Genomic DNA, 24,267 nt, shown 5'->3' with positions numbered 1-24,267 from the left:
TCGGTCTCAATCTCGCAAAGGACGCACACTCGCGAAATTAAGACCTACTCCGGTCGGGCGACGCGGACGATGTTGACGACCTTGCGGCCGCGCTCGACACCGAACTCCACCGCGCCGGGCGCGGTGGCGAACAGGGTGTCGTCACCGCCACGGCCGACGTTCACGCCGGGGTGGAAGTGCGTGCCGCGCTGGCGGACGAGGATCTCGCCGGCCTTGACGACCTGACCGCCGAACCGCTTGACGCCGAGCCGCTGTGCGGCGGACTCGCGACCGTTGCGCGAGCTGGAGGCGCCCTTCTTGTGTGCCATGTCTGTTCGCTCCCTGTCGCTACTTGATCCCGGTGACCTTGAGCACGGTCAGCGGCTGACGGTGACCCTGCCGCTTGTGGTAGCCGGTCTTGTTCTTGAACTTGTGGATGCGGATCTTGGGGCCCTTGGTGTGCTCGAGCACCTCACCGGTGACCGCGACCTTCTCCAGGGCCTTGGCGTCGGTGGTCACCGTGGCGCCGTCGACGACGAGCGCGACGGGCAGCGAAACAGAACTACCGGCCTCGACCTCGAGCTTCTCGACCTTGACGATGTCTCCGACCGCGACCTTGTACTGCTTGCCGCCGGTCTTGACGATTGCGTACGTCGCCATTCGTTCCTCTGCCTTGCTCTGTGGGCGCGCGCTAACCGAAGCTGCGTGCGCGGGTCTGGGGGTGCGGGATCTTTAAGCCCGCTGCCACCGGCGTCGGACGCCTGGCGACAACTGCTCAAGGTTACGTGACCAGCACCGGGAGGGTCAAACCGCCTCGCTAGGAGGCGGGTGGCCCGGCGGGCCGGGCCGCGGCACGGCGACGGGGCCGGCCCGCCGCCACCACCGGCGGGGCCACGACGGGTTCGTCGACGTCATCGTCGTAGTCGTCGCTGTCCGCCAGATCCTCGTCGTCCTCGGAGTCGTCCTCGGCGTCCTCATCGACGTCGAGGGTGTCCTCGTCGAGGTCCTCGTCGTCCTCATCCAGGTCGACGTCGATCTCGTCCTCGTCGTCCTCGTCATCGGAGTCCTCGGACTCGTCGTCGAAGTCCTCGTCGTCCAGGTCTTCCTCGACCACCTCGTCGGCGACCTGCTCCTCGACGTCAGCCTCGGCCTCGGCGATCGCCTCGCGGTCGAGTTCGTCGGCCAGCTCCTCCTCGGACTCGTCGTCCTCGTGCTTGCCGTTGGCCGCGGCCATCGCCTTGAACATCGGATGCTCGCCGGGCCCGTGCACCGGAACCCGGGCCACCGCCGCTGCCACCGGCTCCTCGGCGCGACCCTTCTTGCCTCGCTTGCTGCGGCGGTTACCCGACTCTGCCTTGCGGGCAACGGCCTGCGTGGTGTCGACCGGGTCGGCGTGCAGCATGATGCCGCGGCCGCTGCAGTGGGTGCAGGTGGTGGAGAACGCCTCGACCAGGCCGGTGCCCAACTTCTTGCGGGTCAGCTGCACCAGGCCCAGCGAGGTGACTTCGGAGACCTGATGCCGGGTGCGGTCCCGGGCCAGCGCCTCGGTCAGGCGCCGCAGCACCAGATCCCGGTTGGACTCCAGCACCATGTCGATGAAGTCGATCACCACGATGCCGCCGATATCGCGCAGCCGCAGCTGGCGGACGATCTCCTCGGCGGCCTCGAGGTTGTTCTTGGTCACCGTCTGCTCGAGGTTGCCCCCGGCGCCGGTGAACTTGCCGGTGTTGACGTCGACCACCGTCATCGCCTCAGTGCGGTCGATCACCAGCGTGCCACCCGAGGGCAGCCACACCTTGCGGTCCATCGCCTTGGCCAGCTGCTCGTCGATGCGATGCACCGCGAACACGTCCGGACCGTTCTCGCCGCCGGGCGGATCGTACTTCGTCAGCTTCGGAACAAGTTCGGGCGCAACGGAATTGACGTACTCATTGATGGTGTCCCAGGCGCTGTCGCCGGAGACGATCAGCCCGGAGAAGTCTTCGTTGAACAGGTCACGGATCACCTTGACCAGAACGTCGGGCTCCTCGTAGAGCGCGACGGCGGCCCCGGCCTTGTTGCCCTTGACCCGGTCGGCCTCGGCGGCGATCGCGTTCCAGCGTTCCTGCAGCCGCTCGACGTCGCCGCGGATGTCCTCTTCCTTCACCCCTTCGGAGGCGGTGCGGATGATCACCCCGGCGTCGGCGGGTACGACCTCGCGCAGGATCTCCTTGAGCCGCTGGCGTTCGGTGTCGGGCAGCTTGCGGCTGATCCCGGTGGACGACGCACCCGGCACGTAGACCAGGTAGCGGCCGGCCAGCGAGACCTGGGTGGTGAGCCGGGCGCCCTTGTGGCCGACCGGATCCTTGCTGACCTGCACGACGACGTAGTCGCCGGGCTTGAGGGCCTGCTCGATCTTGCGCTGCGCGCCACCGAGGCCGGCGGCTTCCCAGTTGACCTCGCCGGCGTAGAGCACACCGTTGCGGCCGCGGCCGATGTCGACGAACGCCGCCTCCATCGAGGGCAGCACGTTCTGCACGATGCCGAGGTAGATGTTGCCGACCAGAGAAGCAGAAGCCGCCGACGTCACAAAGTGCTCGACGACCACGCCGTCTTCGAGCACCGCGATCTGGGTGTAGCGCGCGCCTTCGTGCGGCGGCTCGGTGCGGATCTTGTCGCGCACGACCATCACCCGGTCGACGGCTTCGCGGCGGGCCAGGAACTCGGCCTCGGTCAGGATGGGCGGACGGCGCCGGCCGGCGTCGCGGCCATCGCGGCGGCGCTGGCGCTTGGCCTCCAGCCGGGTGGAGCCGCTGATGCCCTGGATGGCGTCAGGGTCACGCTCGGCCTTGGCGCGCGGGGCACGCTCGTGGACCACGGTGTTGGGCGGATCGTCCTCCGACCCGGCCTCCCCGTCGTCTCCCCCGTTGCCGGTCTTGCGGCGCCTGCGGCGACGACGGCGGCGGGTGGCCGCTTCACCGGTGCCCGACTCCTCGTCACCGGCAGCGTCGTCGGTCTCGTCGTCCTCGGTGCTGTCTTCGTCAGCGGTCGACTCGGCGTCCTCGCCGGTGCCCTCGCCCTGTTCACCGCGGCCCCGGCCGCGGCCCCGGCGGCCGCGGCGCCTGCGCCGGCTGGCCGGACGCTCGGCCTGGTCGTCGTCGGTGTCGGCGCCGGACTCGTCGTCCTCGTCCTCGTCGTCGTCGGCCTCGTCATCGGGGTCGGCGGCGATCGCCGCCACCGGCTGCGGGGCGACGAACAGCGGCATGTACACCGACTGCTCGACGGTGGTGGTCTCCAGGATCAGCCGCGACTCCGGCTCGGCGTCAGCCACCACGTCGGCGGTCTCGTCGACCTCGGCGATCGGGGTGGGTTCGGCGGGAGCCTCCCCGAGGGGCGCGGGCTCCTGAGCCAGCACGTCACGCACCCGCACCGCGTCGGTGCGGTCGACGGTCGAGTGCGCACTGCGGGTGCGGCCGTCGAGTTCGCTCAACGCGTCGAGTACGCGCCGGCTGGTGGTGCCGAGCACCCGCGCGAGGGAGTGCACCCTCAGGCGGTCCGGCAGTTCCTCACCCGCGGCGACCGTGGGTGGCTCCCACTGCTGCTCACTCGGGGTTTCGGGCTGGTCCTGATAGATGTCATCGTCGGCCACGTAGTCTCCTAGAGCCCCCGGGCGCGTCCAGCGACGCGGCCACGCGAGGGCTTCCGCTATGTACCCGGGTTACTTCCCCCGGGCTTGTCATGGTCTCGCTCCGAACGGCTCGTAGCGAACGCGCTCGGTGCCTGGCTGAATGACGGCTGTGGACGGTCGGCGCCGCACCGCAAACTGCGATGGTCGCGCTCGTCTAAGTCTTCATTCGGATGTGTTTGTGGGCACATCCGTCATCAGTATCCCACACCGCGGGGGCAGTTCTGACGTAGTGGCGCGGCATTGGCCGCCGCCGCGTCGTCAGACGGCGGGGAACCAGAGCGCGATCTCGCGCTCTGCGGACTCCGGGGAGTCCGATCCGTGCACCAGATTGAACTGGGTCTCCAGGCCGAAATCGCCCCGGATGGTGCCCGGGGTGGCCTTCTCCACGGGGTCGGTGCCACCGGCGAGCTGGCGGAACGCCGCGACCGCGCGCGGGCCCTCCAGGATCGCGGCCACGACCGGGCCAGAGGTGATGAACTCGAGCAACGAGCCGAAGAACGGCTTGCCCTCGTGTTCGGCGTAGTGCGCACGGGCCAAGTCGTCGCTGACCTGCTTGAGCTCCAGGGCTGCGATGGTCAGGCCTTTGCGCTCAATACGGCTGATGATCTCGCCGACCACCCGTCGTTCCACACCGTCGGGCTTGATCAGCACAAGTGTCCGCTCGCTCACGGCCGACAGCGTACCCGTCAGTCGGAGGGTTGCTGCTGTCCGGGCAGCAGGCCCCGGCGCTGCCTGCGCAGCACCTCGGCACGCAGGTAGGCGATCACGCCCCAGACCACCACGAACAGCAGGCCGATGAAGCCCACCGCCGGGTAGACGAAGAACCCGGCGACCAGGATCAGTTGCACGCCGAGGTTCATCCAGATCGCCCACGGCCTGCCCTGCACCCCGGCCAGCAGGATCAGGAACAGTGCGAAACCGACCAGATAGGCAGTCGACCAGGCGGTCAGGCCGCCGCCCACCGCGCCCACCACGGGCAGGGCGAGCAGCACGACGATGGCCTCCAGGATGAGGGTGCCGGCCATGACGCCGCGGAAGCTCTTCCAGGGATCCGGCGGAGCCACTGGCGTGTCGTCGGTCATCGCGGGTCCTTCCCGAACAGGGTGCGCGCCGCCCCGGCGGTCACCACCGAGCCGGTGATGACGATGCCGGCACCGGAGAATCCGTCGCCGTCGGCGGCGGACTCTTCGACCAGCGCGGTGGCCGTCTCGATGGCGTCGGGCAACGTCTCGGCGCGCGCCACCCGCTCGGGGCCGAAGATCTCCTCGGCCCGCAGGGCCAGCGCCTCGACCTCCAGTGCCCGCGACGAACCGTTGTGGGTGACGACCACCTGATCGAGCACCGGCTCCAGCGCCGACAGGATGCCCGTGACGTCCTTGTCCCCCAGCACGCTGAGCACGCCGACGAGGAACCGGAAATCGAAGTCGGTGCTCAGCGCGCTCGCCAGGACGGCCGCGCCCGCGGGGTTGTGGGCGGCGTCGATGAACACCGTCGGGGCGCTGCGCATCCGCTCCAGCCGGCCCGGGCTGGTGGCTGCGGCGAACCCCGCCCGCACGATGTCGATATCGAGTTGGCGTTGCGCACCGGCGCCGAAGAACGCCTCCACCGCGGCCAGGGCGACGGCGGCGTTGTGGGCCTGATGCTCGCCATGCAGCGGCAGGAAGATATCGGAGTACACCCCGCCGAGGCCCTGCAATTCGAGGACCTGACCGCCGATGGCGACCTGACGGCTGCGGACCGCGAACTCCGAATCCTCGCGCGCCACAGCGGCATCCGCGCGAACCGCCTCGGCCAGCAGCACCTCCATGGCGGCCGGGTCCTGGCGGCCGATCACCGCAACGGTGTCGGTCTGCACCAGCTCGCCACGCGGGGCGCTGATGATGCCGGCCTTCTCCGCGGCGATCTCGGCGAGGGTCTCCCCCAGATACTCGGTGTGATCCAGACCGATCGGGGTGATCACCGCGACCGGGGCGTCGACGATGTTGGTGGCGTCCCAGCGGCCGCCCATCCCGACCTCGACGACGGCGATGTCGACCGGTGCGTCGGCGAACGCGGCGAAGGCCATCGCGGTGAGCACCTCGAACTTGCTCATCGCCGGGCCGCCGGCCGCTTCGGACTGGGCGTCGATCATCTGCACGAACGGCTCGATCTCCCGGTAGACCTCGACGTAGCGGGCCGGGCTGATCGGTTCGTTGTCGATGGCGATGCGCTCGACCGCCGACTGCAGATGCGGGCTGGTGGTGCGGCCGGTGCGCTGATGGAACGCCGTCAGCAGTGCGTCGATCATGCGGACCACCGAGGTCTTGCCGTTGGTGCCCGCGACGTGGATGCACGGATAGCTGCGCTGTGGTGAGCCGAGCAACTCCATCAGCGCCGAGATCCGGGCCGTTGACGGTTCGAGTTTGGTTTCCGGCCAGCGCTGGTCGAGCAGATGCTCGACCTGCAGCAGCGCGGCGATCTCGTCGGGAGTGGGCTCGCTCATCACGCCAGCGCGGCCAGGCGCGCGGTGATCCGGTCGACTTCCTCGCGGGCTAGCTGCTGACGGCCGCGGATCTTGGCGACGACGTCGTCGGGTGCCTTGGCCAGGAACGCCTCGTTGTCGAGTTTGGCTGTGGTGCCTGCCAATTCCTTCTGCGCGGCAGCCAAGTCTTTCTCCAGGCGCCGACGCTCGGCGGCCACGTCGACGGTCCCGGAGGTGTCCAGTTCGACGTTCACGGTGCCACCGGACAGCCGCACCTCGACATGAGCGGTCGGGCTGAACTCGGCGGCCGGGCTGGTCAGCCAGGCCAGAGCGGTCACAGCCGGCACATGGGCGTCCAGACCTACTCCCTCGATACCGGACAGCCGCGCGGGCACCTTCTGCCGGTCGGCCAGGCCCTGGTCGCTGCGGAACCGGCGCACCTCGGTGACCAGCTTCTGCACATCGGCAATACGCTGCGCGGCAGCGGGATCCAGCGTGACGCCTGACGGCGCCGGCCAGTCGGCGATCACCAGAGATTCCTCACCCGTCAGCGCCTTCCACAGCGTCTCGGTGACGAACGGCATCACCGGGTGCAGCAGCTTGAGCAGCGCGTCGAGCACCGCCGCCAGCACCGCGGTGGTACGCGAAACCGGCGCCCCACCTTCTTGGCTGGCGATCTGGACTTTCGCCAACTCGAGGTACCAGTCACAGAACTCGTCCCAGGCGAAGTGGTATAGCGATTCGCACGCCCGGCTGAACTCGTAGCCGTCGAAGGCCGAATCGACCTCGGCGCGAACCTCTTCCAGCCGACCCAGAATCCAGCGGTCGGCGTCGGTCAGCTCACCGGCGGCGGGCAGCGGCGCCGGGGCGGCCCCGTTCATCAACGCGAACCGGGTGGCGTTGAACAGTTTGGTCGCGAAGTTGCGCGACGCCCGCGCGTGGTCTTCGCCGATCGACAGGTCGCCGCCGGGGCTGGCGCCGCGGGCCAGCGTGAACCGCAGCGCATCGGCACCGAAGAGTTCGACCCAGTCCAGCGGGTCGATGCCGTTGCCGCGCGACTTGCTCATCTTGCGGCCGTGCTCGTCGCGGATCAGGCCGTGCAGGAAGACGTTCTCGAACGGCACCTGCGGGCCGCGGGCGCCGCCGTTGGTGATCGTGTCGTCACCGGAGACGAACGTCCCGAACATCACCATCCGGGCCACCCAGAAGAACAGGATGTCGTAACCGGTGACCAGAACGCTTGTCGGATAGAACTTTTCCAGCTCCGGGGTGCGGTCCGGCCAGCCCATCGTGGAGAACGGCCACAGCGCCGAGGAGAACCACGTGTCCAGGACGTCGGGATCCTGTTCCCAGCCCTCCGGCGGGGTCTCGTCGGGGCCGACGCACACCGTCTCACCATCCGGCCCGTGCCAGATCGGGATGCGGTGGCCCCACCACAGTTGACGCGAGATGCACCAGTCGTGCATATCGTCGACCCAGGCGAACCAGCGCGGTTCCAGGCTCTTGGGGTGGATGACGATATCGCCGTTTCGCACGGCGTCGCCGGCGGCCTTGGCCATCGACTCCACCTTGACCCACCACTGCAGGCTCAGCCGCGGCTCGATGGGCTCACCGCTGCGCTCGGAGTGTCCGACGCTGTGCAGATACGGCCGCTTCTCGGCGATGATGCGGCCTTCGGCGGCCAGTGCCTCACGCACCTTGACCCGCGCCTCGAACCGGTCCATCCCGTCGAACTGCGTTCCGGTGTCAGCGATCCGGCCCTTGGTGTCCATGATCGAGGGCATCGGCAGGTTGTGCCGCAGGCCGATCTCGAAGTCGTTCGGGTCGTGGGCGGGGGTGACTTTCACTGCGCCGGTGCCGAATTCAGGATCGACATGCCCGTCGGCGACGATCACGATCTCGCGATCGAGGAACGGGTGCGGCAGTGTGGAGCCGACCAGGTGGCGGTAGCGCTCGTCATCGGGGTGCACCGCGATCGCGGTATCACCGAGCATCGTCTCGATCCGGGTGGTGGCCACGACGATATGGGGCTCGGCATCGTTCATCGAGCCGTACCGGAAGGACACCAGCTCGCCCTCGACGTCCTCGTACTTGACCTCGAGGTCGGAGATGGCCGTCTCGAGCACCGGCGACCAGTTGACCAGTCGCTCGGCCTGGTAGATCAGCCCGGCGTCGTAGAGCCGCTTGAAGATCGTGCGCACCGCCCGGGACAGGCCCTCGTCCATGGTGAAGCGGTCGCGGCTCCAGTCCACCCCGTCGCCCAGACGGCGCATCTGCCCGCCGATGGTGCCGCCCGACTCGTGCTTCCAGTCCCAGACCTTCTGCACGAACAGCTCGCGGCCGAAGTCCTCTTTGGTCTTGCCGTCGACCGCGATCTGCTTTTCCACCACGGTCTGGGTCGCGATGCCGGCGTGGTCCATGCCCGGCAACCACAGCACCTCGAAGCCCTGCATCCGCTTACGGCGGGTCAACGCGTCCATCAACGTGTGGTCGAGCGCGTGACCCATGTGCAGGCTGCCGGTCACGTTCGGCGGCGGCAGCACGATCGAGTAAGGAGGCTTCTCGCTGGTGGCGTCGGCGGTGAAGTAGCCGGCGTCCACCCAGCGCTGATAGATCTGCTGCTCTACCGCTCCCGGCTCCCACGACTTGGGCAGGGCCTCGGCACGAGAGTCAGGAGTGGTAGTCACCCGTCAATTCTAGGAACGGGCGCCAGCAGCTTGTCGGGCGGTGCGGGGTCTACCGCTTCCCGCCCAGCAGGCCACCCAGGATGTCGCCGATCGCGCCACCCTGCTTGCCGCCGAGAACGCTGCCCAGGATGCTGCCCAGCGCGTTGTTGCCACCGCCACCGCCGCCGGTCGCACCACCGAGGATGCCGCCGAGCAGATCACCGAGACCGCCGCCCGAGGAGGCCGCCTGAGTGGACGCGCCACCAGCGGCCTGGCCACCGGAGAACTGCTTGCCGATGTAGGCGATCACGATCGGGGCCAGGATGGGCAGCAGCTTCTTGATCAGGTCGTTGCCGCCGGCACCGCCACCGGCCAGCGCCGAGGCCACCTGGTTGGTGTCATTACCGCCGAAGATGCGCGAGACGATCGCCTCGCCCTGGCCGGTGTCGACCTGGTCGACATTCACGCCGCCGTCGAGCAGGCCACTGGTGGCCGTCTCGGTGATGGTGGACTCCAGCGTGCTGGAGTCGATGTCGTCGGAGACGACGTTGTGCTGGATGCTGCCGAGCAGTGTGGGCACCAGAGTCTGGATCGCCTGGCTCACCTCACCCTGGTCCGCGCCGAGCTTGCTGGCGATGTCCGCCACGGGGATCTGGTTGTAGAGGTCTTCGAGACCGGCCATGATGAGGTTCCACCTTCGAGACGAATGTTTGCGGTGATCGGAGCCGACACTAGTCGAGCCGACCTTCGCGGTCACCAGTTCCGCTCACAGAAAAATCAGTTCAGCCGCGCGGTCTCCAGCGTGATCCCCGCGGCCGGGAAACGCGCCATCAGCGCATCGCCCATCGCCGACGCCGGCGTGAGCACGCCACGCAGATCCGAGAGCTTGTCACGGTCGAGCGCCAGCGCCAGACCGCATTCGCCGAGCATCACCGAGGTGGCCTTGTAGCCCGGGTCGCCCTGCTGGGCGATGGTGGCCACGTAACGCGCCCCACCCGTCGTGGTGGTGTACGTCTCGGCGCGGTAGTAGCCCTTCTCACGGGCCTCGTCGCTGGGACCGGTGCCGGGCTTGGGCGCCACCCGCTCGACGAGCCGGCGCGGCAGCAGCCGGAAGAACCGGCTGCCCAAGGCCACCACCCCGTTGTTGGCCGCCGTGGCGACCGCCGAGATCACCGGCGCCAGCACCGACGAGCCGACGCTCATGTTCTCGGCGTAGCGGAACCTGGTGCCATAGGCGTAATCCAGTAATGCGTTGCTGCGCCGCACGATTCGGGTGTTGTAGAGCGCCATGGCGAACCCGGTGGTCCAGGTGCCGGCCAGTTCGGGTGCGATGTCGCGGCCACGCCGCCACGGCAGGTCGGGCTGCGGACCCAGTTCGGGCTCGGCGGCCCGGTCCTGACTCAGCGTGTACGGGTCCTCGAAGAGGCGACGGGTGTTGGGGTCGTTGGACGAGGCCCGGAACACCTCGATCATTGAGGCGACGGTGCCGCCGGACACTCCGCCGGAGAAGCCGCGCAGCACAAAGTTGGTGTCGCCGAGTTCACCCGTACCGTCCTGCTGGGCGCGCCGGTAGAGCGCGAACACGCTCATATCCGAAGGGATGGAATCGAATCCGCAGGCGTGCACGATGCGCGCGCCGGTGTCGATGGCCTCCTTGTGGTAGTCGTCGATGCTCTGCCGCACGAACATGGCCTCACCGGTGAGGTCGGCGTAGTCGGTACCGGCGGCCGCGCAGGCAGCCACCAGCGGCAGGCCGTAGCGGCTGTAGGGGCCGACGGTGGTCACCACGACGCGGGTCCGCGCAGCCATGTCGTTCAGCGATGACGGCGATGAGGCGTCGGCGGTCAGGATCGGCCAGGACTGCGCCGCCTCGCCGAGCGTCTCGCGGATGGCCAGCAGCCGTTCGGGCGAACGGCCGGCCAGCGCGATACGGGCACCCCCGCCGGCCTGCGCCAGGTACTCGGCGGTGAGCTTGCCGACGAAGCCGGTGGCCCCGTACAGAACGATGTCGAATTCACGCTGCTCTGCGGTCATGTCCGCCAACTTACCGGGACGCGGTTACCCCACGGTGTCGGGGAACGCGACGCTCTGGCCCAGCACGTGCTCGGCCAGGAAGGCCGTGACGACCTGGTACCAGAGCTTGGCGTGCTGGGGTGCGAGCACCCAGTGGTTCTCGCTCGGGAAGTAGAGGAACCGGTGCGGCGAGGTGCCGTCGTCGGCGGCGGGCAGCCGTGATTCGGTGAGCAGTTCGTACCACAGCCGAAGCGCTTCACCGATGGGCACGCGGTAGTCCTTGTCCCCGTGGATCACCAGCATCGGGGTGTTGATCCGGCCGACGAAGCGGTGCGGTGAATTCGCTTGCGCCATGGCCGGTGTCATCTCACGTGCCCAGTAGTAGGCGCCGTCGGTGGTGGGCCCGAACTGGTCGAGGGCCCACAGGCTGGCGTGGGTGACGATGGCCCGGAACCGGTCGGTGTGCCCGGCCACCCAGTTGGCCATGTAGCCACCGAAGGATCCACCCATCGCCGCGGTGCGCTCGGCGTCGATCCGCGGATCGGCGCAGGCGGCGTCGACGGCGGCCATCAGGTCCTCATACGGCGCCCCTCCCCAGGCTCCCCAGCCGCGCTGGATGAAGTCCTGCCCGTAGCCAGTGGACAGCGCCGGGTCGGGCAGCAGCACCGCGTAGCCGCGGGCGGCCATCAGCCAGGGGTTCCACCGCCAGGACCAGACGTTCCAGCTGTTCAGCGGTCCGCCGTGGATCCAGAGCAGCAGCGGCGCAGGATGGGGCTCACCATCTCCCCGAGTCGCTTCGCTCCTGCCCGCCGGTGCCGGCAGCACCAGCCAGGACCGCACCGGGGTTCCATCGGCGGCGCTCGCCGTCACCTCGGTGAGCTCCCCCGGTAGCTGCGGCAACTCCACACACGGAAGCACCGTCACGCCCGCCGCGTCGAGGCGGACCGGGTGCGGCGGCGCGGCATAGGAGGTGCGCAGCGCGTAGATCACCCCGCCGGGGGCGGCGATCACGTTGGAATAGCTGAAATCGTCGTCGGTGAGGCGGCGCACCGCACCGTCGAGGCCGACGGCGAAGATCGGGCACCGGCCGTTGTCATCGGCGGTCACCAGTAGTGAAGAGCCGTCACGCGTCCACGTCACCGACGCCGGCCAACGGTCCCAGTCCGGGGCGAGCTGAGACCAGCCGGACAACCCCAACACCGTGTGACACAACGTAATCCGCGGGGCCTCGTGCGGGGTGGACAGAGCCTCGCGGGTGAACGCCAGCGCCGTGCCATCCGGCGAGATCGCCGGGTTCTCCAGATCAGCCTCGGGGTCATCGGCGATCACGGTGCGTTCGCCGGTACTCAAGTCGATGCGCACCAGCACCGATCGCAGGGCTGCGCGCGGTGCCGGCACCCGCCACGTCGCGATGGCGAAACTGCCGTCGGCGCTCAGGGCCACCTGCGGCTCGCTGCCGAGTGCAGCCCCGGGCTGCACGGTCACGTCGGTCAGCGTCCCGTCCTGCGCCACCGTGAACAGATGCGTCTGATCGGGGCCGAGGTCAGAGTCCCAGTGCCGCACCGGATATCCGCTGTGCAGGATCGCGGTGACCTTGTTGTCCTTGCGCAGCGAGCGCAGCCTCCGGTCATCGTCGACGGACGACGCAGCGGGCAACAGCGGCCCGGTCGCCACGACCACCGGCGCCTCGGCCGCCGCCAGCACGGCGCTGATCCCGCCGGGCAGTTCGGCGAGACGGGCGGCCTCCCCGCCCGCCGTGGCAAGACGCCACAGCGCGGCGGGCGGCTTGTCGTCCTCGTCGGTGGGCCGGACCGCGGTGAACAGCAGGTCTCCGTTGGCAGTGAACGCCGGTGCAGACTCCCCCTTGGCGCCGCGGGTCAGCCGTCGCGCCGGCTGCGCTCCGGCCGGGTCGAGTTCCCACACCGCGCTGACGTACTCGGTCTTCTTGGCACTGAGTTCGGCGATAGTGGTCACGACGCGGGATCCGTCGGGTGACACCGCCAGCCCGGACACTCGGGGCAGGGCCAAGTAGGCATCGAGATCGCTGAAGTCATCGAAAGGACCTGAGGTCATTCCCCGTTCGTAGCACAGCCGGCACTAGGGTCGAGGGCATGGCCGACATCGCCGTCGTCGGTGCGGGTATCGCCGGACTGGCCACCGCCGTCGCGCTGCAGCAGCGGGGACATTCCGTCACGGTGATCGAAGAACGCACCGACACCAGTTCGGGAGCCGGCATCAGCATCTGGCCCAATGCCCTCGCGGCGCTCGACGTCCTCGGACTCGGCGATCAGGTCCGGGCCGCCGGTGGCCGGGTGACCGCGGGCGCGATCCGCTGGCGTGACGGTCGCTGGTTGCGTCAGCCGTCCGGTGAGCGCATCGTGACGGCGCTCGGCGAGCCGCTGGTCGTGCTGCAGCGGGCCACCCTGCGCGACGTGCTCGGCGGCGCCCTGGCTCCGGACACGGTGGTGTCCGGGGTGGCGGTGCACGATATCGCGGTCACCCCGGGCGGGGTCAGGCTCAACCTCGACGATGCGTCGCACCGTGTCGTGGACGCCGTCGTCGGCGCTGACGGCACCGGTTCGGTGATCGCCCGCCACCTCAACGGTCCGCTGCCCCACCGCTACGCCGGCTACACCGCATGGCGCGGGGTGGCCTCGATGGCGGTGGATGCCGCGCTGGCCGGCGAGACGATGGGGCCGGGCACCGAAGTGGGCCACGTCCCGATGGGCCCGGGTCGCACCTACTGGTTCGCCACCGAACGGGTGGCCGAGGGCCGGACCGCCCCGGACGGTGAGCTGGCGTATCTGCGGGCGAAGCTGGCGTCCTGGGCCGCACCGATTCCGGCGATGCTGGCGGCCACCGACCCGGCCGTGGTGTTGCGCAACGACCTCTATGACCGGGCGACCGCGAAGACGTGGGCGTCGGGGCCCGTGGTCCTGGTGGGCGATGCGGCGCACCCGATGCGTCCGCATCTGGGCCAGGGTGGCTGCCAGGCACTCGAGGACGCCGCAGTCCTGGGGGCGTTCGTGGCGCTGTGCGACGACCTGCCGGCGGCGTTCGCCTCCTACGCCGCCTTCCGGCGCCGGCGGGTAGCTGCGTTGGTGCGGGAATCGCGGATGATCGGCCGGATGGTGAACCTGCGGCCTGCTGTCCTCAGCGGGGTGCTGAGCCGGGCCACGGTCCTGATGCCCGAAGCACTCGTGACGCGGCACCTGGCCACGATCGCGGCCCGGTCGGCCTTTCAACTGCCCACACGCAACGACGCCCAGTCGGCGTGAACCGGCTGGGCGTCGTTGGCGGGGGTGTCAGCGCAGTCCGAGTGCGTTGGCGATGGCCTTGCCCGGGTTGTTGATGGCCTGGCACATCTTGTTGAAGTCGATCGACTTGAACGGCCCGCTCAGCACGTTGGCGCACGGGTCCTGTGCCGGGGCACCGGAGCCGGTGGAGACCGGGACGGCGAAGGTCGGAGCGCCGGCCTTTGCCCCGCAGGTCGGCCAGGCGCCGATGCCCTGCTTGCGCACGACGTTCTCGGCGACGCGGATCTGCTCTTCGCGGGATGCGGTGTGCGGGGTGCCGACGCCGCCGTTGGCGGCCCAGGTGGCCTGCTTGAACTGCAGGCCGCCGTAGAAGCCGTTCCCGGTGTTGGCCGCCCAGTTGCCACCCGACTCGCACTGCGCCACGGCGTCCCAGTTGACGCCGCTATCGGCGGAGGCGTTCCCGATGCTCAGAACGAATCCGGCCAGAGCCAGCGCTCCGGAGATGACTGCCAGAGTGACGATCCTGCGAATGGTGCTCATCTGTGTGCCCTTCCCGACCAAGGGGCGCAACTTCTGCGCTGTTGTGAGGTGAATCGCACCTCAAGCGGCGGGTGTTACTGGCGTGTCAATTGAAATTTCTGAGATTTCTGATAGAGGAGTTCTTAATGAGACGACGGTGGCCCCGGACCGTATGGTCCGGGGCCACCCTCGTGACGAACGTCAGATCAGCCGCGGCGACCGCACACCGGCCACGCGCCGATGCCCTGCGTGCGCAGCACGTTCTCGGCCACGCGGATCTGCTCCTCACGCGAGGCCATGTGCGGCGAGCCGGAGCCGCCATTGGCACGCCAGGTGCCCATGGTGAACTGCAGGCCGCCGTAGTAGCCGTTCCCGGTGTTGATCGCCCAGTTACCGCCGGACTCGCAACGGGCCACCGCATCCCAGTTCACGCCGCTGTCGGCGGAAGCGGTGCCGGTACCCAGGGCCATCGGAGCGACGACCATGGCGCCGCCGATGGCGGCCATACCGAAGGACCGTGCGAGCGTCTTGCGGAGGTGGTTCAACATCTATCCTTTCGCCGCGCGTCCGCCGGGGAGTCGCCCGCCGGGTGGCGGGGAACCTGAAATCCAGGACCGGTGTCCTCGGGTCGCACCGTCTCGGTCGGGCACGACAGTGGTGGCCGGCCGGTCGCGCCGGGTTTGGTCACCGGCAGTCCGTAGGAGGCCCCTCGACCTCCCCAGCCCCACTCACACGCAGGGTTTATTTCTGTGTAGTTGTTTGCTCCTTTTGGGAACGGGTAGGACCGTACGGAGGCATTTGGGCGAAGTCACATCACGACACGCCAATCTCGTTTTGATAACAAGACGATCACGATGCGTTTCTGCGAGAAGTCCGTGCAGGTCAGCTGGGCGATTTCCGGCGATCCCCGAAAGTGACGCGCCCGACAATTTAGTGACCTAAATCACGCCATTTTTGCGGCCTGCGTCACAGTAGTTTTGATAACGCAGGACGCCTCGACGCCGATGAAAAGGGCCGTTTCGGCAGATCAACCGCCCCGACGCCCAGTACCCGCGGTATCAGACGCGCAGAGTGTTAGCTGTCCGGGATCGCCGATCGCTCTTCTGTTTGCGCATCGTAAACTGTTGCGCTGCAGAATCTTTCATTGAATTGACCGAACCCTCGACGTCGGCTGGACCCACGCACCCGGCCCGTTCCCCGGGCGCTCTACCACCTCAAGAGGCGTTTGACCATAGGGTTTCGCCGATGCCGCAGCGCACCTCGCGGCGACTGCGGATGCTGCCGCCGGCCGTCGGCCAGTAGGGCGACGCCGTCGACCGCCCTGCGGGCCGAGCGGCGGCCGCACGACGATCCCCGACTCGGCGACGATCCCGCGCCGCCGCACCGGACCGCCCCATCACTTCGACGAGCGCTCCAAAAGACCACGGGCGCAAGGGTTTCCGTCAGCGGGCGACAACCGTCCGACACCTCTCGGACACCTGGTCGATACCGATTTGTTATTGGAGCGGTCCCAGCGGCGAAATATCGGAAGTTCGTTATTGTTGCTGAGCCAGATCCACCGGCGAATTGATGTTTGCCAGCTCATGCTCGAACCGCACCACCACGCGCTGGGTCACCACCGTCTCGGCCAGCGCCCGCATACTGCGTTCGCCGGCAGCCACGAGTGAATCGATGTGGTCGGCCAGTCCTGTGCGGTAGATCCCGGCGAGGTAGTGGTCGCGGCCGTCCCACGGCAGCACGATGTCGACGCCGTCGTAATCCACCAGGGCGTCGATGACCTCGACCGACAGATTCGGCATGTCCACGGCGGTGACGAAGGCGCGTTCCAGACCCGCGGCGGCAGCGGCGCGCAGGCCACGCCCAGTGGCCAACAGTGGCCCGACGCCACGAACCTCGTCGCGCAGCACCTCAGCGGTCAGGGTCGGCAACGCCTGCCCAGGTGCGGCGATCACGAAGATCGGGGCGCACCGGGGGCTGAGGACCTCGACCGTGTGCTCAACCATGGTGGTCGAACCGCTCGGATGCGGCAGGGTGGCCTTGTCACGGCCCATGCGGCGCGACGCACCGCCGGCCAGGACAACAGCGGCCAGCGGAGCGGAGGCACCCACGGCGTGACCCGTTAGTCCACGGTCCAGGTGTCGCGGCCACGCAGCAGCGACTGCAGCGCGTGGAGGTCATGCGGTGTCGCCTCGCGGGCCAGGCGGACCTGGTCGCGGGCGGCATCGTCGTAGGCGGGCCGGTTGACCTGCCGGAAGATGCCCATCACCGTGTGCTCGAGGTTCTGGTCGGACAGCCGGGACAGCGCGAACGAGTACGCCGGGTCGTCGAGTTGGGCGTCGTGCACCACGATGTCGGCGGCCGAGACGTCGGCGGTCTTCGCGACATCCAGGCCGAACCCGGACCTGACCACGCAGTACTCACCGCTGGCACCGAAGACCACCGGCTCGCCCTGCTTGACGTTGATGACCCGCTCCTCGGCGCCTTCCTTGCGCAGCACGTCGAAGGAGCCGTCGTTGAAGATCGGGCAGTCCTGCAGGATCTCGACCAGTGCGGCACCGCGGTGTGCGGCGGCAGCGCGCAGCACCTCGGACAGGCCGGCACGGTCGGAGTCCAGTGCCCGGCCCACGAAGGTGGCCTCGGCGCCCAGCGCCAGCGACACCGGGTTGAACGGGTAGTCCAGCGAGCCCATCGGGGTGGACTTGGTGACCTTGCCGACCTCGGAGGTCGGCGAGTACTGACCCTTGGTCAAGCCGTAGATCCGGTTGTTGAACAGCAGGACCGTGATGTTGACGTTGCGGCGCAGCGCATGGATCAGGTGGTTGCCACCGATCGACAGGGCGTCGCCATCACCGGTGACGACCCAGACCGACAGGTCGGGGCGGGCCAGCGCCAAGCCGGTCGCGATGGTCGGGGCGCGGCCGTGGATCGAGTGGAAGCCGTAGCTCTCCAGGTAGTACGGGAACCGGCTGGAGCAGCCGATACCGCTGACGAAGGCGATGTTCTCCCGCCGCAGCCCGAGCTCGGGCAGGAAGTTGCGAATGGTGTTGAGGATGACGTAATCGCCACACCCCGGGCACCAGCGCACTTCCTGGTCGGTGGTGAAGTCCTTGGCCTTCTGCGGCTCGTCCGTGGTGGGGACGCCGGCGGTCTTCGACGCCGGGGCCAGAAGGTCTGTTCCGATCAGGTCGGTCATGCGTTCACTCCCGCAGTCGCAGCCGCCAGCCTGGCGAACTTCGCCTTGTCACTTTCGGTCTCACTGAGCGTTCCGTCGAGGGCTCCGTCGATGATGCCTTCGACTTCGTCGGCGAGGAAAGCCATGCCCTGCACCTTGGTCACCGACTGGACGTCGGCCAGGTACTTGCCGCGCAGCACCAGCGCCAGCTGGCCGAGGTTCATCTCGGGAACGACGACCTTCGGGTAGCGCGCGAGCACCTCGCCGAGGTTGGCCGGGAACGGGTTGAGGTAGCGCAGCTGGGCGTGGGCCACCTTGATGCCCCGCCGGCGGGCGCGGCGGCAGGCCTCACCGAGTGGGCCGTAGGAGCTACCCCAGCCCAGGAGCAGGAGTTCGGCGTCACCGGTCGGGTCGTCGACCTCGAGGTCGGGCACCGAGATGCCGTCGATCTTGGCCTGACGCAACCGGACCATCAGGTCGTGGTTGGCCGGCTCGTAGGAGATGTTGCCCGAACCGTTGGCCGACTCCAGGCCACCGATGCGGTGCTCCAGACCCGGTGTGCCCGGGATGGCGAACTGGCGGGCCAGCGTCTCCGGGTCGCGGTTGTAGGGCGCGAAATCCTCGCCCGGCTGGGCGAACTTGGGATCGATCGGGGCGAAGCTGCCCACGTCCGGGATCCGCCAGGGCTCCGAGCCGTTGGCGATCGCACCGTCGGACAGCAGGATGACCGGCGTCCGGTAGGTCAGCGCAATCCGGGCGGCCTCGATGGCCACCTCGAAGCAGTCCGACGGGGACTTGGCCGCCAGCACCGCGACCGGCGATTCACCGTTGCGGCCGAACAGCGCCTGCAGCAGATCGGACTGTTCGGTCTTGGTCGGCAGGCCGGTGGACGGTCCACCACGCTGGACGTCGATGACCAGCAGCGGCAGCTCGGTCATGACGGCCAGGCCGATGGCCTCGGACTTCAGCGAGACGCCGGGGCCAGAGGTGCTGGTCACGCCCAGCGCCCCGCCGTAGGAGGCGCCGATGGCGGCACCGATGCCGGCGATCTCGTCCTCGGCCTGGAAGGTCAGCACATTGAAGTTCTTGTGCTTGGACAGCTCGTGGAGGATGTCGGAGGCCGGGGTGATCGGATAGCTGCCCAGGATCACCTGGATGTCGGCGAGCTGACCGGCGGCGATCACGCCGTACGCCAGGGCGGTGTTGCCGGAGATCTGCCGGTATTCGCCGGGCGCGAGCTTGGCCGGGGCCACCTCGTAGGTGGTACCGAAGGCCTCGGTGGTCTCGCCGTAGTTCCAGCCGGCCTTGAGCGCCAGCACGTTGGCCTCGGCGACATCAGGCTTGCGGGCGAACTTCTCCCGGATGAAGGTTTCGCTGGTCTCGATCGGGCGGCCGTACATCCACGAGAGCAGACCCAGGGCGAACATGTTCTTGGCGCGCTGGCCGTCCTTCTTGGACGCCCCGATCTCCTCGACGGCGCCGAGGGTCAGGGTGGTCATCGCGACGGGCAGCACGACGTACTCGGAGAGGCTGCTGTCCTCGAGCGGGTTGCTCTCGTAGCCGACCTTCGCCAGGTTGCGCTTGGTGAACTCGTCGGAGTTGGCGATCACCAGGCCGCCGCGCGGCAGGTCGTCGATGTTGGCCTTGAGCGCCGCGGGGTTCATCGCGACCAGGACGTCGGGGCGGTCACCCGCGGTCAGGATGTCGTAGTCGGCGATCTGGATCTGGAAGGACGAGACACCCGGCAGCGTGCCCTGGGGGGCGCGGATCTCGGCGGGGTAATTCGGTTGCGTCGCAAGGTCGTTGCCGAACAGCGCGGCCTCCGAGGTGAACCGGTCACCGGTCAGCTGCATACCGTCGCCGGAGTCGCCGGCGAACCGGATGACAACCTTCTCGAGTTTCTGCCGGTTACCCGTAGCTCCGTTGCCGTTCGGACCCACGTGCCCGCCTTTCATTGGTTCTTCTGGGGCCAATTCCGTGTCGCGGTCCAACGACGCGCCAGCGAAATCGGACAGCCGTCTTCAGTTGCTGTCACTCGCAGTACCGATTATTGCACTTTCTTAGGCAAGCTATACCGCGGGTGAGACCTGACACGCCGAAATCAAGGGGACAAAGTCACAGCTCACAGCCATGATGGACGGCGGAATGAGACATCGGTGTGTCGTTCGTCACTTTTACGAGCTTGTTAACTCTAAGAGTTTCGCTACTCGCGAGTAGCTCCGCGCCGCGCCCGTTCCGATGCGTACGGCTACGACGCGTCGTGGCGCCGCTTCTCGAGTTCGGCGGCAACGAGCTCGCTGGCGGCCCTGGCCGCCCAGACCGGCTCCGCCCCCGCCGCGCGGTTGGCCACATAACAGGAGGTGAACATGTCGCCGGCGCCGGTGGTGTGCACGTCGTCGACGCGCCACGCTGCAGGAACACGAACGCAACTGCCCCCTGTGTAGATGTCGCACCCCTGCGATCCGAACGTCACCAGGATCTCGGGGACACCCAGCCGGTCGGCGGCGGCCTGGCCGAAGGGGCCGCCGGCAACGATGACGGCCTCATCCTCGGCGAGCTTGAGGATGTCGATGCCGGCCACCAGCTCGGGTGGGTAGTGCCGGTCGACGACCAGCGGCCCCAGCCGGTCGGCGCGCACCAGACCCTGCCCGTCGTAGGCCACCCGGTGCCCGCGCTGGGCCAGCAGCGCCAGGGTGTCGGCGGGGAAGTCGGTACGCAGTAGCGGCGCCAGATGCACCCACGTGGTGTCCGGCCCGGCGGCGTCGACGTCCCGTGGACCCCAGACCGGACCGATCGCCTCGACCGACATCCTGCGGTGGTCCAGATTGTCGTAGTCCAGCCGGAACGAGCTCGTCCGCTCGGCGGTCAGGATTGTCAGGATCGAGCCGAATCGGTCGAGCAGCGGCGCGAACAGCGGCAGGTCCGGCTCAGCCGCGAGTCCCACGATCCGACCGTGGCCGCCGGCGGCCTGCAGTGCTACCCCGGCGAACGACGCGCACCCGCCCGGAGTGGGATCCCCTCCATCGATGATGTCGACAGCGAGGTTGCCCAGCACGGTCACACCCGCGACGAGCGGGGCGGGCTGCGGCGGCACGGGCGAAATGCTAGTGCTGCCGCGGCGCCGCTAGTTGCACAACGTTGCCTTCGGGGTCGACGGCGTCCACGCGCCAGCTGTCCGCCCACACCCACTCATGGTCGGGGCCGTCGACGACGCCACCGTGTTCTTCGGCACGCCGCCTTGCCTCGGCCAAGTTCTCGACGGGCACGATCAGCTTGATCGGCGTCTCCTCCCGCCGTACCGGAGGGTCGGTGATGACGATCTCGGCTGCCACCGACTCCGGGACCGTCACCAGATGCAGGGTGCACGCCCCACACCGCAGCTCGGCTCCGCCATCGTGGCGGCTCAACTCGGCAAGGCGCAGCCCATCCCGATAGAAGGCGACCATCCGCGCGAGGTCGACAACGTAGAGGACCGCATCCATGAAGGGAGCGTATTCGGGGCAGAGGTCAGCAGCGGGCCCATCGGACGATGACGGTTCCGTCGCCACCGGCCAGGATGCCTTTGCGTTGCATGTTGATCTCGACGTGGCCATCGGCCGCGGCGATGCGGCGTGCCGGTCCGGCCACCAGCTTGGGACTCGTCGTCAGACACAGCTCGTCAATCTCGTTGTCGGAGACGAGCTGAGAGAACAGCGTCGGACCACCCTCGACGAGCACACGATGCAGGCCGAGTTCTGCCAGCGCACTTCGGATTGCCGCCGAATCGATGCGGCCTCCCGGGAGCTCAGTCACCCGGGCACCGGATCGGTGCAGCGCACGTCGCGCGGCAATGTCGGCATTCTCCGAGACGAGGACCACCGGGGGCGCCGTCGGATTGCCGAGCACCGCAGGCGGCAGAACCCCGCGACTGGACACCACCGCCACCGGCAGCGCGGCGGCCAGGCCCCTCGAGAGCCGCCAGGACGCTGCCTCGGTGGACATCCGGATATCGACGTAGGGCTTGGACCACGCTGTGGTCGCACCGACCAGCACCACATCAGCGACTTCACGCAGCCGGCCGAATACGCGGCGATCCGTCGGCGTACCGAGTTTGCGCCCAGAGCCCTCGAGGGTCACCGCCCCGTCGATGCTCGCGATGAAGTTGGCCCGAAACAGCGGGCTGCGAAGGACCGCCGGGTAGGCGAACAGATCGCGCAAGTCCTCGTCGGTGAGCGTCTCGGCGTCATGGACCATCGGAGGTGATTCGCCGGCAAGAATGGTCATCGGGGCACGCTCGCTGGTCTGCTCGGAAGCTCTTGCAGAACAACCTGAGCCGGTGAGCGATCACGGCGCACCAGGAACAGCGCGGTGAGGACGCCGCCCGCGGCGGCACACGCCGGCAACAACATCGAGCGCGGCATCGCCTCGGCGAGCACCCCGCTGGACTGCTCGTCACCGATCAGGGCGGCCATCAGCGCAGCGACACTGGCGCTGGATAGCGCTGCCCCGAAGTGCCGGGCCGTGTTACACACCGCCGACCCCGCGCCCGCCAGATCGGTGGGCAGCGCCCGTGATGCGATGACCGCCAGCGGTTCCCACGTGAACGCTCCTGCGGCGCCGACCAACGCCAGGGGCAGCACCAGCCGCCACACCGGGGTTACCGCCGTCATGTCCAGCGCAAGCCAGAACAGGGCGACCGCGAGCATCGCGAAACCGAGAATCACGATCGGACGCGGATCAACCCGGTCGACGATCCAGCCCACCACCGGCGCCAGCACAGCGGTGGCGATGGCCATCGGCGCGGCGAGCACGGCCGCCCGCACCGGTTCCAACCCCCGCACCTCTTGCAGATAGATCATCAGCGGGACGACGAATGCCACGAACGTGAAACTGGCCAGGGCGACACCGGCATTGGACAGCACGAAGTTCCGGTCGACGATGAGCGGAAGCGGAATCAGCGGCTCGTTCGGGTGGATGGCCTGCCATCCGAAAAACAGTGCGATCAAGGCCAGCCCGCCGAGGATCGTCAGCCAGATCCCTGCCGACCATTGGGCGTTCTGGCCTTCCTGGAGGCCGTAAACGATGAGGCAGATACCCGCCCCGGACAGCAGCACGCCGAGAAGGTCGAAGTCCAACCGCCGACCCGGCAGTGCCGGAACGAACAACGCCGCGAGTACGAAACCGACCGCGCCGATCGGCGCGTTGATGAAGAAGATCCACTGCCAGCCCAGCCCACCCAGCAGAAGGCCGCCGAGTATCGGGCCCGCGAACAAACCCAACCCCGTCGTGGCGCCCCAGACGCTCATCGCCATACCGCGCCGCTCGGACGGAAAGGCACGGGTGATCGTGGTGAAGATCTGTGGCACCAACAATGCAGCACCGGCGCCCTGGGCGACCCGCGCGACGGTCAGCATCTCCAGCGACGAGCACATGCCGCACCACACCGATGCTGCGCTGAAGATCGCCAACCCGAGCAGATAGATGAGCTTCGGCCCGAACCGGTCCCCGAACCGCCCGCCGACCAACAGCAGCGCCGAGAAGGCCAACAGGTAGCCGCTCGTCACCCACAGGGCGGAGCCGTAGTCGACACCCAACTCCTGTTTCAGGACCGGATTGGCCACCGCGAAGACGGTCGAGTCGACCACGATGAGAAAGAGCCCGATCATCATGGCCCACAGCGCCCGAAAAGGATGCACGCCGGTCGATGGCGACATCATCCCTCCCGCCACTGCTGGAGATAACAGCTCGAAGCCGATCTTCACACACCGGACGGCGGCCCGCTCTCGAACTCAGATCGTCGAACTATCAAGCCAGCCAGGAGGTTTCGAGCCAGTTCGCGAATCTGATTTGCCAACGCCAGGCCAGCATCGCCACCTTGTTCCGTCCGCAAGCGTCCGGTGACGTGTTTCGGTGGTGTCGGCGTGATCTAGCCAAGGCTGAAACCTTCGCCGGCGCTCGACTCAGGTGCCCGTGGCCACCTGTGGTGGGATCCGCCCCGTCAGTGGCGTCGGGATCGGGCACTATGACATCCGTGCCGCAGGATTTTCCCGACGCCCACTGGGGCAAGGAACGGATGCTGACGATCTTCCGTCCCTTCTACGCCCTGGCCTCCTCCCCTGCCGGGTCACGGTTCGTCCGGCTGCTCGTTCCGCTGGACCGGCGGGTGCTGCGGGCCACCCGAGGCAAGTACACGTTGTTCGGCCCCACCTCACTGCCCGAGTTGTTGCTGACGACCACCGGCAGAAAATCGGGTCAGCCGCGGTTGGCGGCACTGAGCTACCTGCGCGACGGAGACCGGCTACTCGTGCTGGGGAGCAACTTCGGCCAACAACACCACCCGGCGTGGTCGGCGAATCTGATCGCCGACCCTGAGGCGGTGGTGGCGATCAACGGCGTCGAAATCCCCGTCTCGGCAGCACTTCTCACCGGGACAGAACGGGACCGGGCGCTGCAGCGGTTCCTGGCCTACCCGATGTACAAGTCGTATCGCACCCGCACCAGCCGCGAATTGCGGGTCTTCGCGCTGCGCCGCCGGCCCTGAAACGCCGAAACCG

The 24,267-nt window shown here is 68.3% G+C and carries 20 protein-coding genes and 1 pseudogene; 2 read left to right on the top strand and 19 right to left on the bottom strand.

What is annotated here, in order from left to right:
- Positions 1-44: 44 nt before the first annotated feature.
- From rpmA to BN3385_RS16140, 10 genes are all read right to left on the bottom strand, one after another.
- A complete protein-coding gene (gene rpmA, locus BN3385_RS16185; RefSeq protein ID WP_059018071.1) occupies positions 45-308 on the bottom strand; it encodes a 50S ribosomal protein L27 in 264 nt (87 codons plus the stop codon).
- A 19-nt stretch (positions 309-327) separates the two neighbouring features.
- Positions 328-639: a 50S ribosomal protein L21 gene (gene rplU / locus BN3385_RS16180; protein WP_059018069.1), complete on the bottom strand. Its 312-nt coding sequence runs from the start codon at positions 637-639 to the stop codon at positions 328-330.
- 157 nt (positions 640-796) lie between these two features.
- Positions 797-3,607: a ribonuclease E gene (rne, locus tag BN3385_RS16175; RefSeq protein ID WP_197415223.1), complete on the bottom strand. Its 2,811-nt coding sequence runs from the start codon at positions 3,605-3,607 to the stop codon at positions 797-799.
- Positions 3,608-3,904: 297 nt separating this feature from the next.
- The gene (gene ndk, locus BN3385_RS16170; protein ID WP_059018068.1) at positions 3,905-4,315 is read right to left on the bottom strand and encodes a nucleoside-diphosphate kinase; all 411 of its coding nucleotides are present in this window, start codon (positions 4,313-4,315) and stop codon (positions 3,905-3,907) included.
- A gap of 17 nt (positions 4,316-4,332) precedes the next feature.
- Positions 4,333-4,728: a DUF4233 domain-containing protein gene (locus BN3385_RS16165; protein WP_059018066.1), complete on the bottom strand. Its 396-nt coding sequence runs from the start codon at positions 4,726-4,728 to the stop codon at positions 4,333-4,335.
- Positions 4,725-6,128 (bottom strand): bifunctional tetrahydrofolate synthase/dihydrofolate synthase, encoded by a 1,404-nt coding sequence (gene folC, locus BN3385_RS16160; protein WP_059018064.1) that lies wholly within the window; start codon positions 6,126-6,128, stop codon positions 4,725-4,727. Before folC ends, BN3385_RS16165 begins: the two co-directional genes overlap by 4 nt.
- Positions 6,128-8,794 carry a valine--tRNA ligase gene (locus BN3385_RS16155; protein WP_059018062.1) on the bottom strand — a complete coding sequence of 889 codons (2,667 nt, stop codon included), beginning with the start codon at positions 8,792-8,794 and terminating at the stop codon, positions 6,128-6,130. Before BN3385_RS16155 ends, folC begins: the two co-directional genes overlap by 1 nt.
- Positions 8,795-8,843: 49 nt before the next feature.
- Positions 8,844-9,455, bottom strand: coding sequence for a DUF937 domain-containing protein (locus BN3385_RS16150; RefSeq protein WP_059018060.1), 612 nt, complete (start codon positions 9,453-9,455; stop codon positions 8,844-8,846).
- A gap of 95 nt (positions 9,456-9,550) precedes the next feature.
- The gene (locus BN3385_RS16145; protein WP_059018058.1) at positions 9,551-10,807 is read right to left on the bottom strand and encodes a saccharopine dehydrogenase family protein; all 1,257 of its coding nucleotides are present in this window, start codon (positions 10,805-10,807) and stop codon (positions 9,551-9,553) included.
- 24 nt (positions 10,808-10,831) lie between these two features.
- Complete coding sequence (locus BN3385_RS16140) at positions 10,832-12,859, bottom strand: S9 family peptidase (RefSeq protein ID WP_059018056.1); 2,028 nt, start codon at positions 12,857-12,859, stop codon at positions 10,832-10,834.
- A 38-nt stretch (positions 12,860-12,897) separates the two neighbouring features.
- Between BN3385_RS16140 and BN3385_RS16135 the strand changes: the two genes are divergently transcribed.
- Positions 12,898-14,064 carry an FAD-dependent oxidoreductase gene (locus tag BN3385_RS16135; protein ID WP_059018055.1) on the top strand — a complete coding sequence of 389 codons (1,167 nt, stop codon included), beginning with the start codon at positions 12,898-12,900 and terminating at the stop codon, positions 14,062-14,064.
- A gap of 27 nt (positions 14,065-14,091) precedes the next feature.
- Here BN3385_RS16135 and BN3385_RS16130 read toward each other — a convergent pair whose 3' ends face one another.
- From BN3385_RS16130 to BN3385_RS16090, 9 genes and pseudogenes are all read right to left on the bottom strand, one after another.
- Complete coding sequence (locus BN3385_RS16130) at positions 14,092-14,583, bottom strand: transglycosylase family protein (protein ID WP_059018053.1); 492 nt, start codon at positions 14,581-14,583, stop codon at positions 14,092-14,094.
- Between the two features lie 185 nt (positions 14,584-14,768).
- Positions 14,769-14,996, bottom strand: a pseudogene (locus tag BN3385_RS16125) (transglycosylase family protein); the annotation flags it as partial.
- A 1,101-nt stretch (positions 14,997-16,097) separates the two neighbouring features.
- A complete protein-coding gene (mobA, locus tag BN3385_RS16120; RefSeq protein ID WP_082690505.1) occupies positions 16,098-16,670 on the bottom strand; it encodes a molybdenum cofactor guanylyltransferase in 573 nt (190 codons plus the stop codon).
- Positions 16,671-16,681: 11 nt separating this feature from the next.
- The gene (locus BN3385_RS16115) at positions 16,682-17,755 is read right to left on the bottom strand and encodes a 2-oxoacid:ferredoxin oxidoreductase subunit beta (protein ID WP_059018046.1); all 1,074 of its coding nucleotides are present in this window, start codon (positions 17,753-17,755) and stop codon (positions 16,682-16,684) included.
- Positions 17,752-19,674 carry a 2-oxoacid:acceptor oxidoreductase subunit alpha gene (locus tag BN3385_RS16110; RefSeq protein WP_059022025.1) on the bottom strand — a complete coding sequence of 641 codons (1,923 nt, stop codon included), beginning with the start codon at positions 19,672-19,674 and terminating at the stop codon, positions 17,752-17,754. Before BN3385_RS16110 ends, BN3385_RS16115 begins: the two co-directional genes overlap by 4 nt.
- Positions 19,675-19,982: 308 nt before the next feature.
- The gene (locus BN3385_RS16105; protein ID WP_059022023.1) at positions 19,983-20,795 is read right to left on the bottom strand and encodes a PfkB family carbohydrate kinase; all 813 of its coding nucleotides are present in this window, start codon (positions 20,793-20,795) and stop codon (positions 19,983-19,985) included.
- A gap of 43 nt (positions 20,796-20,838) precedes the next feature.
- Complete coding sequence (locus BN3385_RS16100) at positions 20,839-21,216, bottom strand: VOC family protein (RefSeq protein WP_059018044.1); 378 nt, start codon at positions 21,214-21,216, stop codon at positions 20,839-20,841.
- Between the two features lie 25 nt (positions 21,217-21,241).
- The gene (locus BN3385_RS16095; protein ID WP_059018043.1) at positions 21,242-21,997 is read right to left on the bottom strand and encodes a dihydrofolate reductase family protein; all 756 of its coding nucleotides are present in this window, start codon (positions 21,995-21,997) and stop codon (positions 21,242-21,244) included.
- Positions 21,994-23,427: a DHA2 family efflux MFS transporter permease subunit gene (locus BN3385_RS16090; protein WP_231748745.1), complete on the bottom strand. Its 1,434-nt coding sequence runs from the start codon at positions 23,425-23,427 to the stop codon at positions 21,994-21,996. Before BN3385_RS16090 ends, BN3385_RS16095 begins: the two co-directional genes overlap by 4 nt.
- Before the next feature lie 359 nt (positions 23,428-23,786).
- On the opposite strand from BN3385_RS16090, the gene BN3385_RS16085 reads away from it, so the two are divergent.
- Positions 23,787-24,254, top strand: coding sequence for a nitroreductase family deazaflavin-dependent oxidoreductase (locus BN3385_RS16085; RefSeq protein WP_502688103.1), 468 nt, complete (start codon positions 23,787-23,789; stop codon positions 24,252-24,254).
- Positions 24,255-24,267: the final 13 nt, after the last annotated feature.

The sequence above is a fragment of the Mycobacterium sp. M26 genome (assembly GCF_001494595.1).
GTDB lineage: Bacteria > Actinomycetota > Actinomycetes > Mycobacteriales > Mycobacteriaceae > Mycobacterium.
Note: the sequence above shows the minus strand (reverse complement) of the source record. Positions and strands in the feature narration are given on the sequence as shown.

Bases quoted from the DNA above. Each gene is read 5' to 3' on its own strand.
- rpmA (WP_059018071.1), bottom strand. From the start codon at position 308: ATGGCACACAAGAAGGGCGCCTCCAGCTCGCGCAACGGTCGCGAGTCC.
- rplU (WP_059018069.1), bottom strand. From the start codon at position 639: ATGGCGACGTACGCAATCGTCAAGACCGGCGGCAAGCAGTACAAGGTC.
- BN3385_RS16165 (WP_059018066.1), bottom strand. From the start codon at position 4,728: ATGACCGACGACACGCCAGTGGCTCCGCCGGATCCCTGGAAGAGCTTC.
- folC (WP_059018064.1), bottom strand. From the start codon at position 6,128: ATGAGCGAGCCCACTCCCGACGAGATCGCCGCGCTGCTGCAGGTCGAG.
- BN3385_RS16150 (WP_059018060.1), bottom strand. From the start codon at position 9,455: ATGGCCGGTCTCGAAGACCTCTACAACCAGATCCCCGTGGCGGACATC.
- BN3385_RS16145 (WP_059018058.1), bottom strand. From the start codon at position 10,807: ATGACCGCAGAGCAGCGTGAATTCGACATCGTTCTGTACGGGGCCACC.
- BN3385_RS16140 (WP_059018056.1), bottom strand. From the start codon at position 12,859: ATGACCTCAGGTCCTTTCGATGACTTCAGCGATCTCGATGCCTACTTG.
- BN3385_RS16135 (WP_059018055.1), top strand. From the start codon at position 12,898: ATGGCCGACATCGCCGTCGTCGGTGCGGGTATCGCCGGACTGGCCACC.
- BN3385_RS16130 (WP_059018053.1), bottom strand. From the start codon at position 14,583: ATGAGCACCATTCGCAGGATCGTCACTCTGGCAGTCATCTCCGGAGCG.
- BN3385_RS16115 (WP_059018046.1), bottom strand. From the start codon at position 17,755: ATGACCGACCTGATCGGAACAGACCTTCTGGCCCCGGCGTCGAAGACC.
- BN3385_RS16100 (WP_059018044.1), bottom strand. From the start codon at position 21,216: ATGGATGCGGTCCTCTACGTTGTCGACCTCGCGCGGATGGTCGCCTTC.
- BN3385_RS16095 (WP_059018043.1), bottom strand. From the start codon at position 21,997: ATGACCATTCTTGCCGGCGAATCACCTCCGATGGTCCATGACGCCGAG.
- BN3385_RS16090 (WP_231748745.1), bottom strand. From the start codon at position 23,427: ATGTCGCCATCGACCGGCGTGCATCCTTTTCGGGCGCTGTGGGCCATG.
- BN3385_RS16085 (WP_502688103.1), top strand. From the start codon at position 23,787: ATGCTGACGATCTTCCGTCCCTTCTACGCCCTGGCCTCCTCCCCTGCC.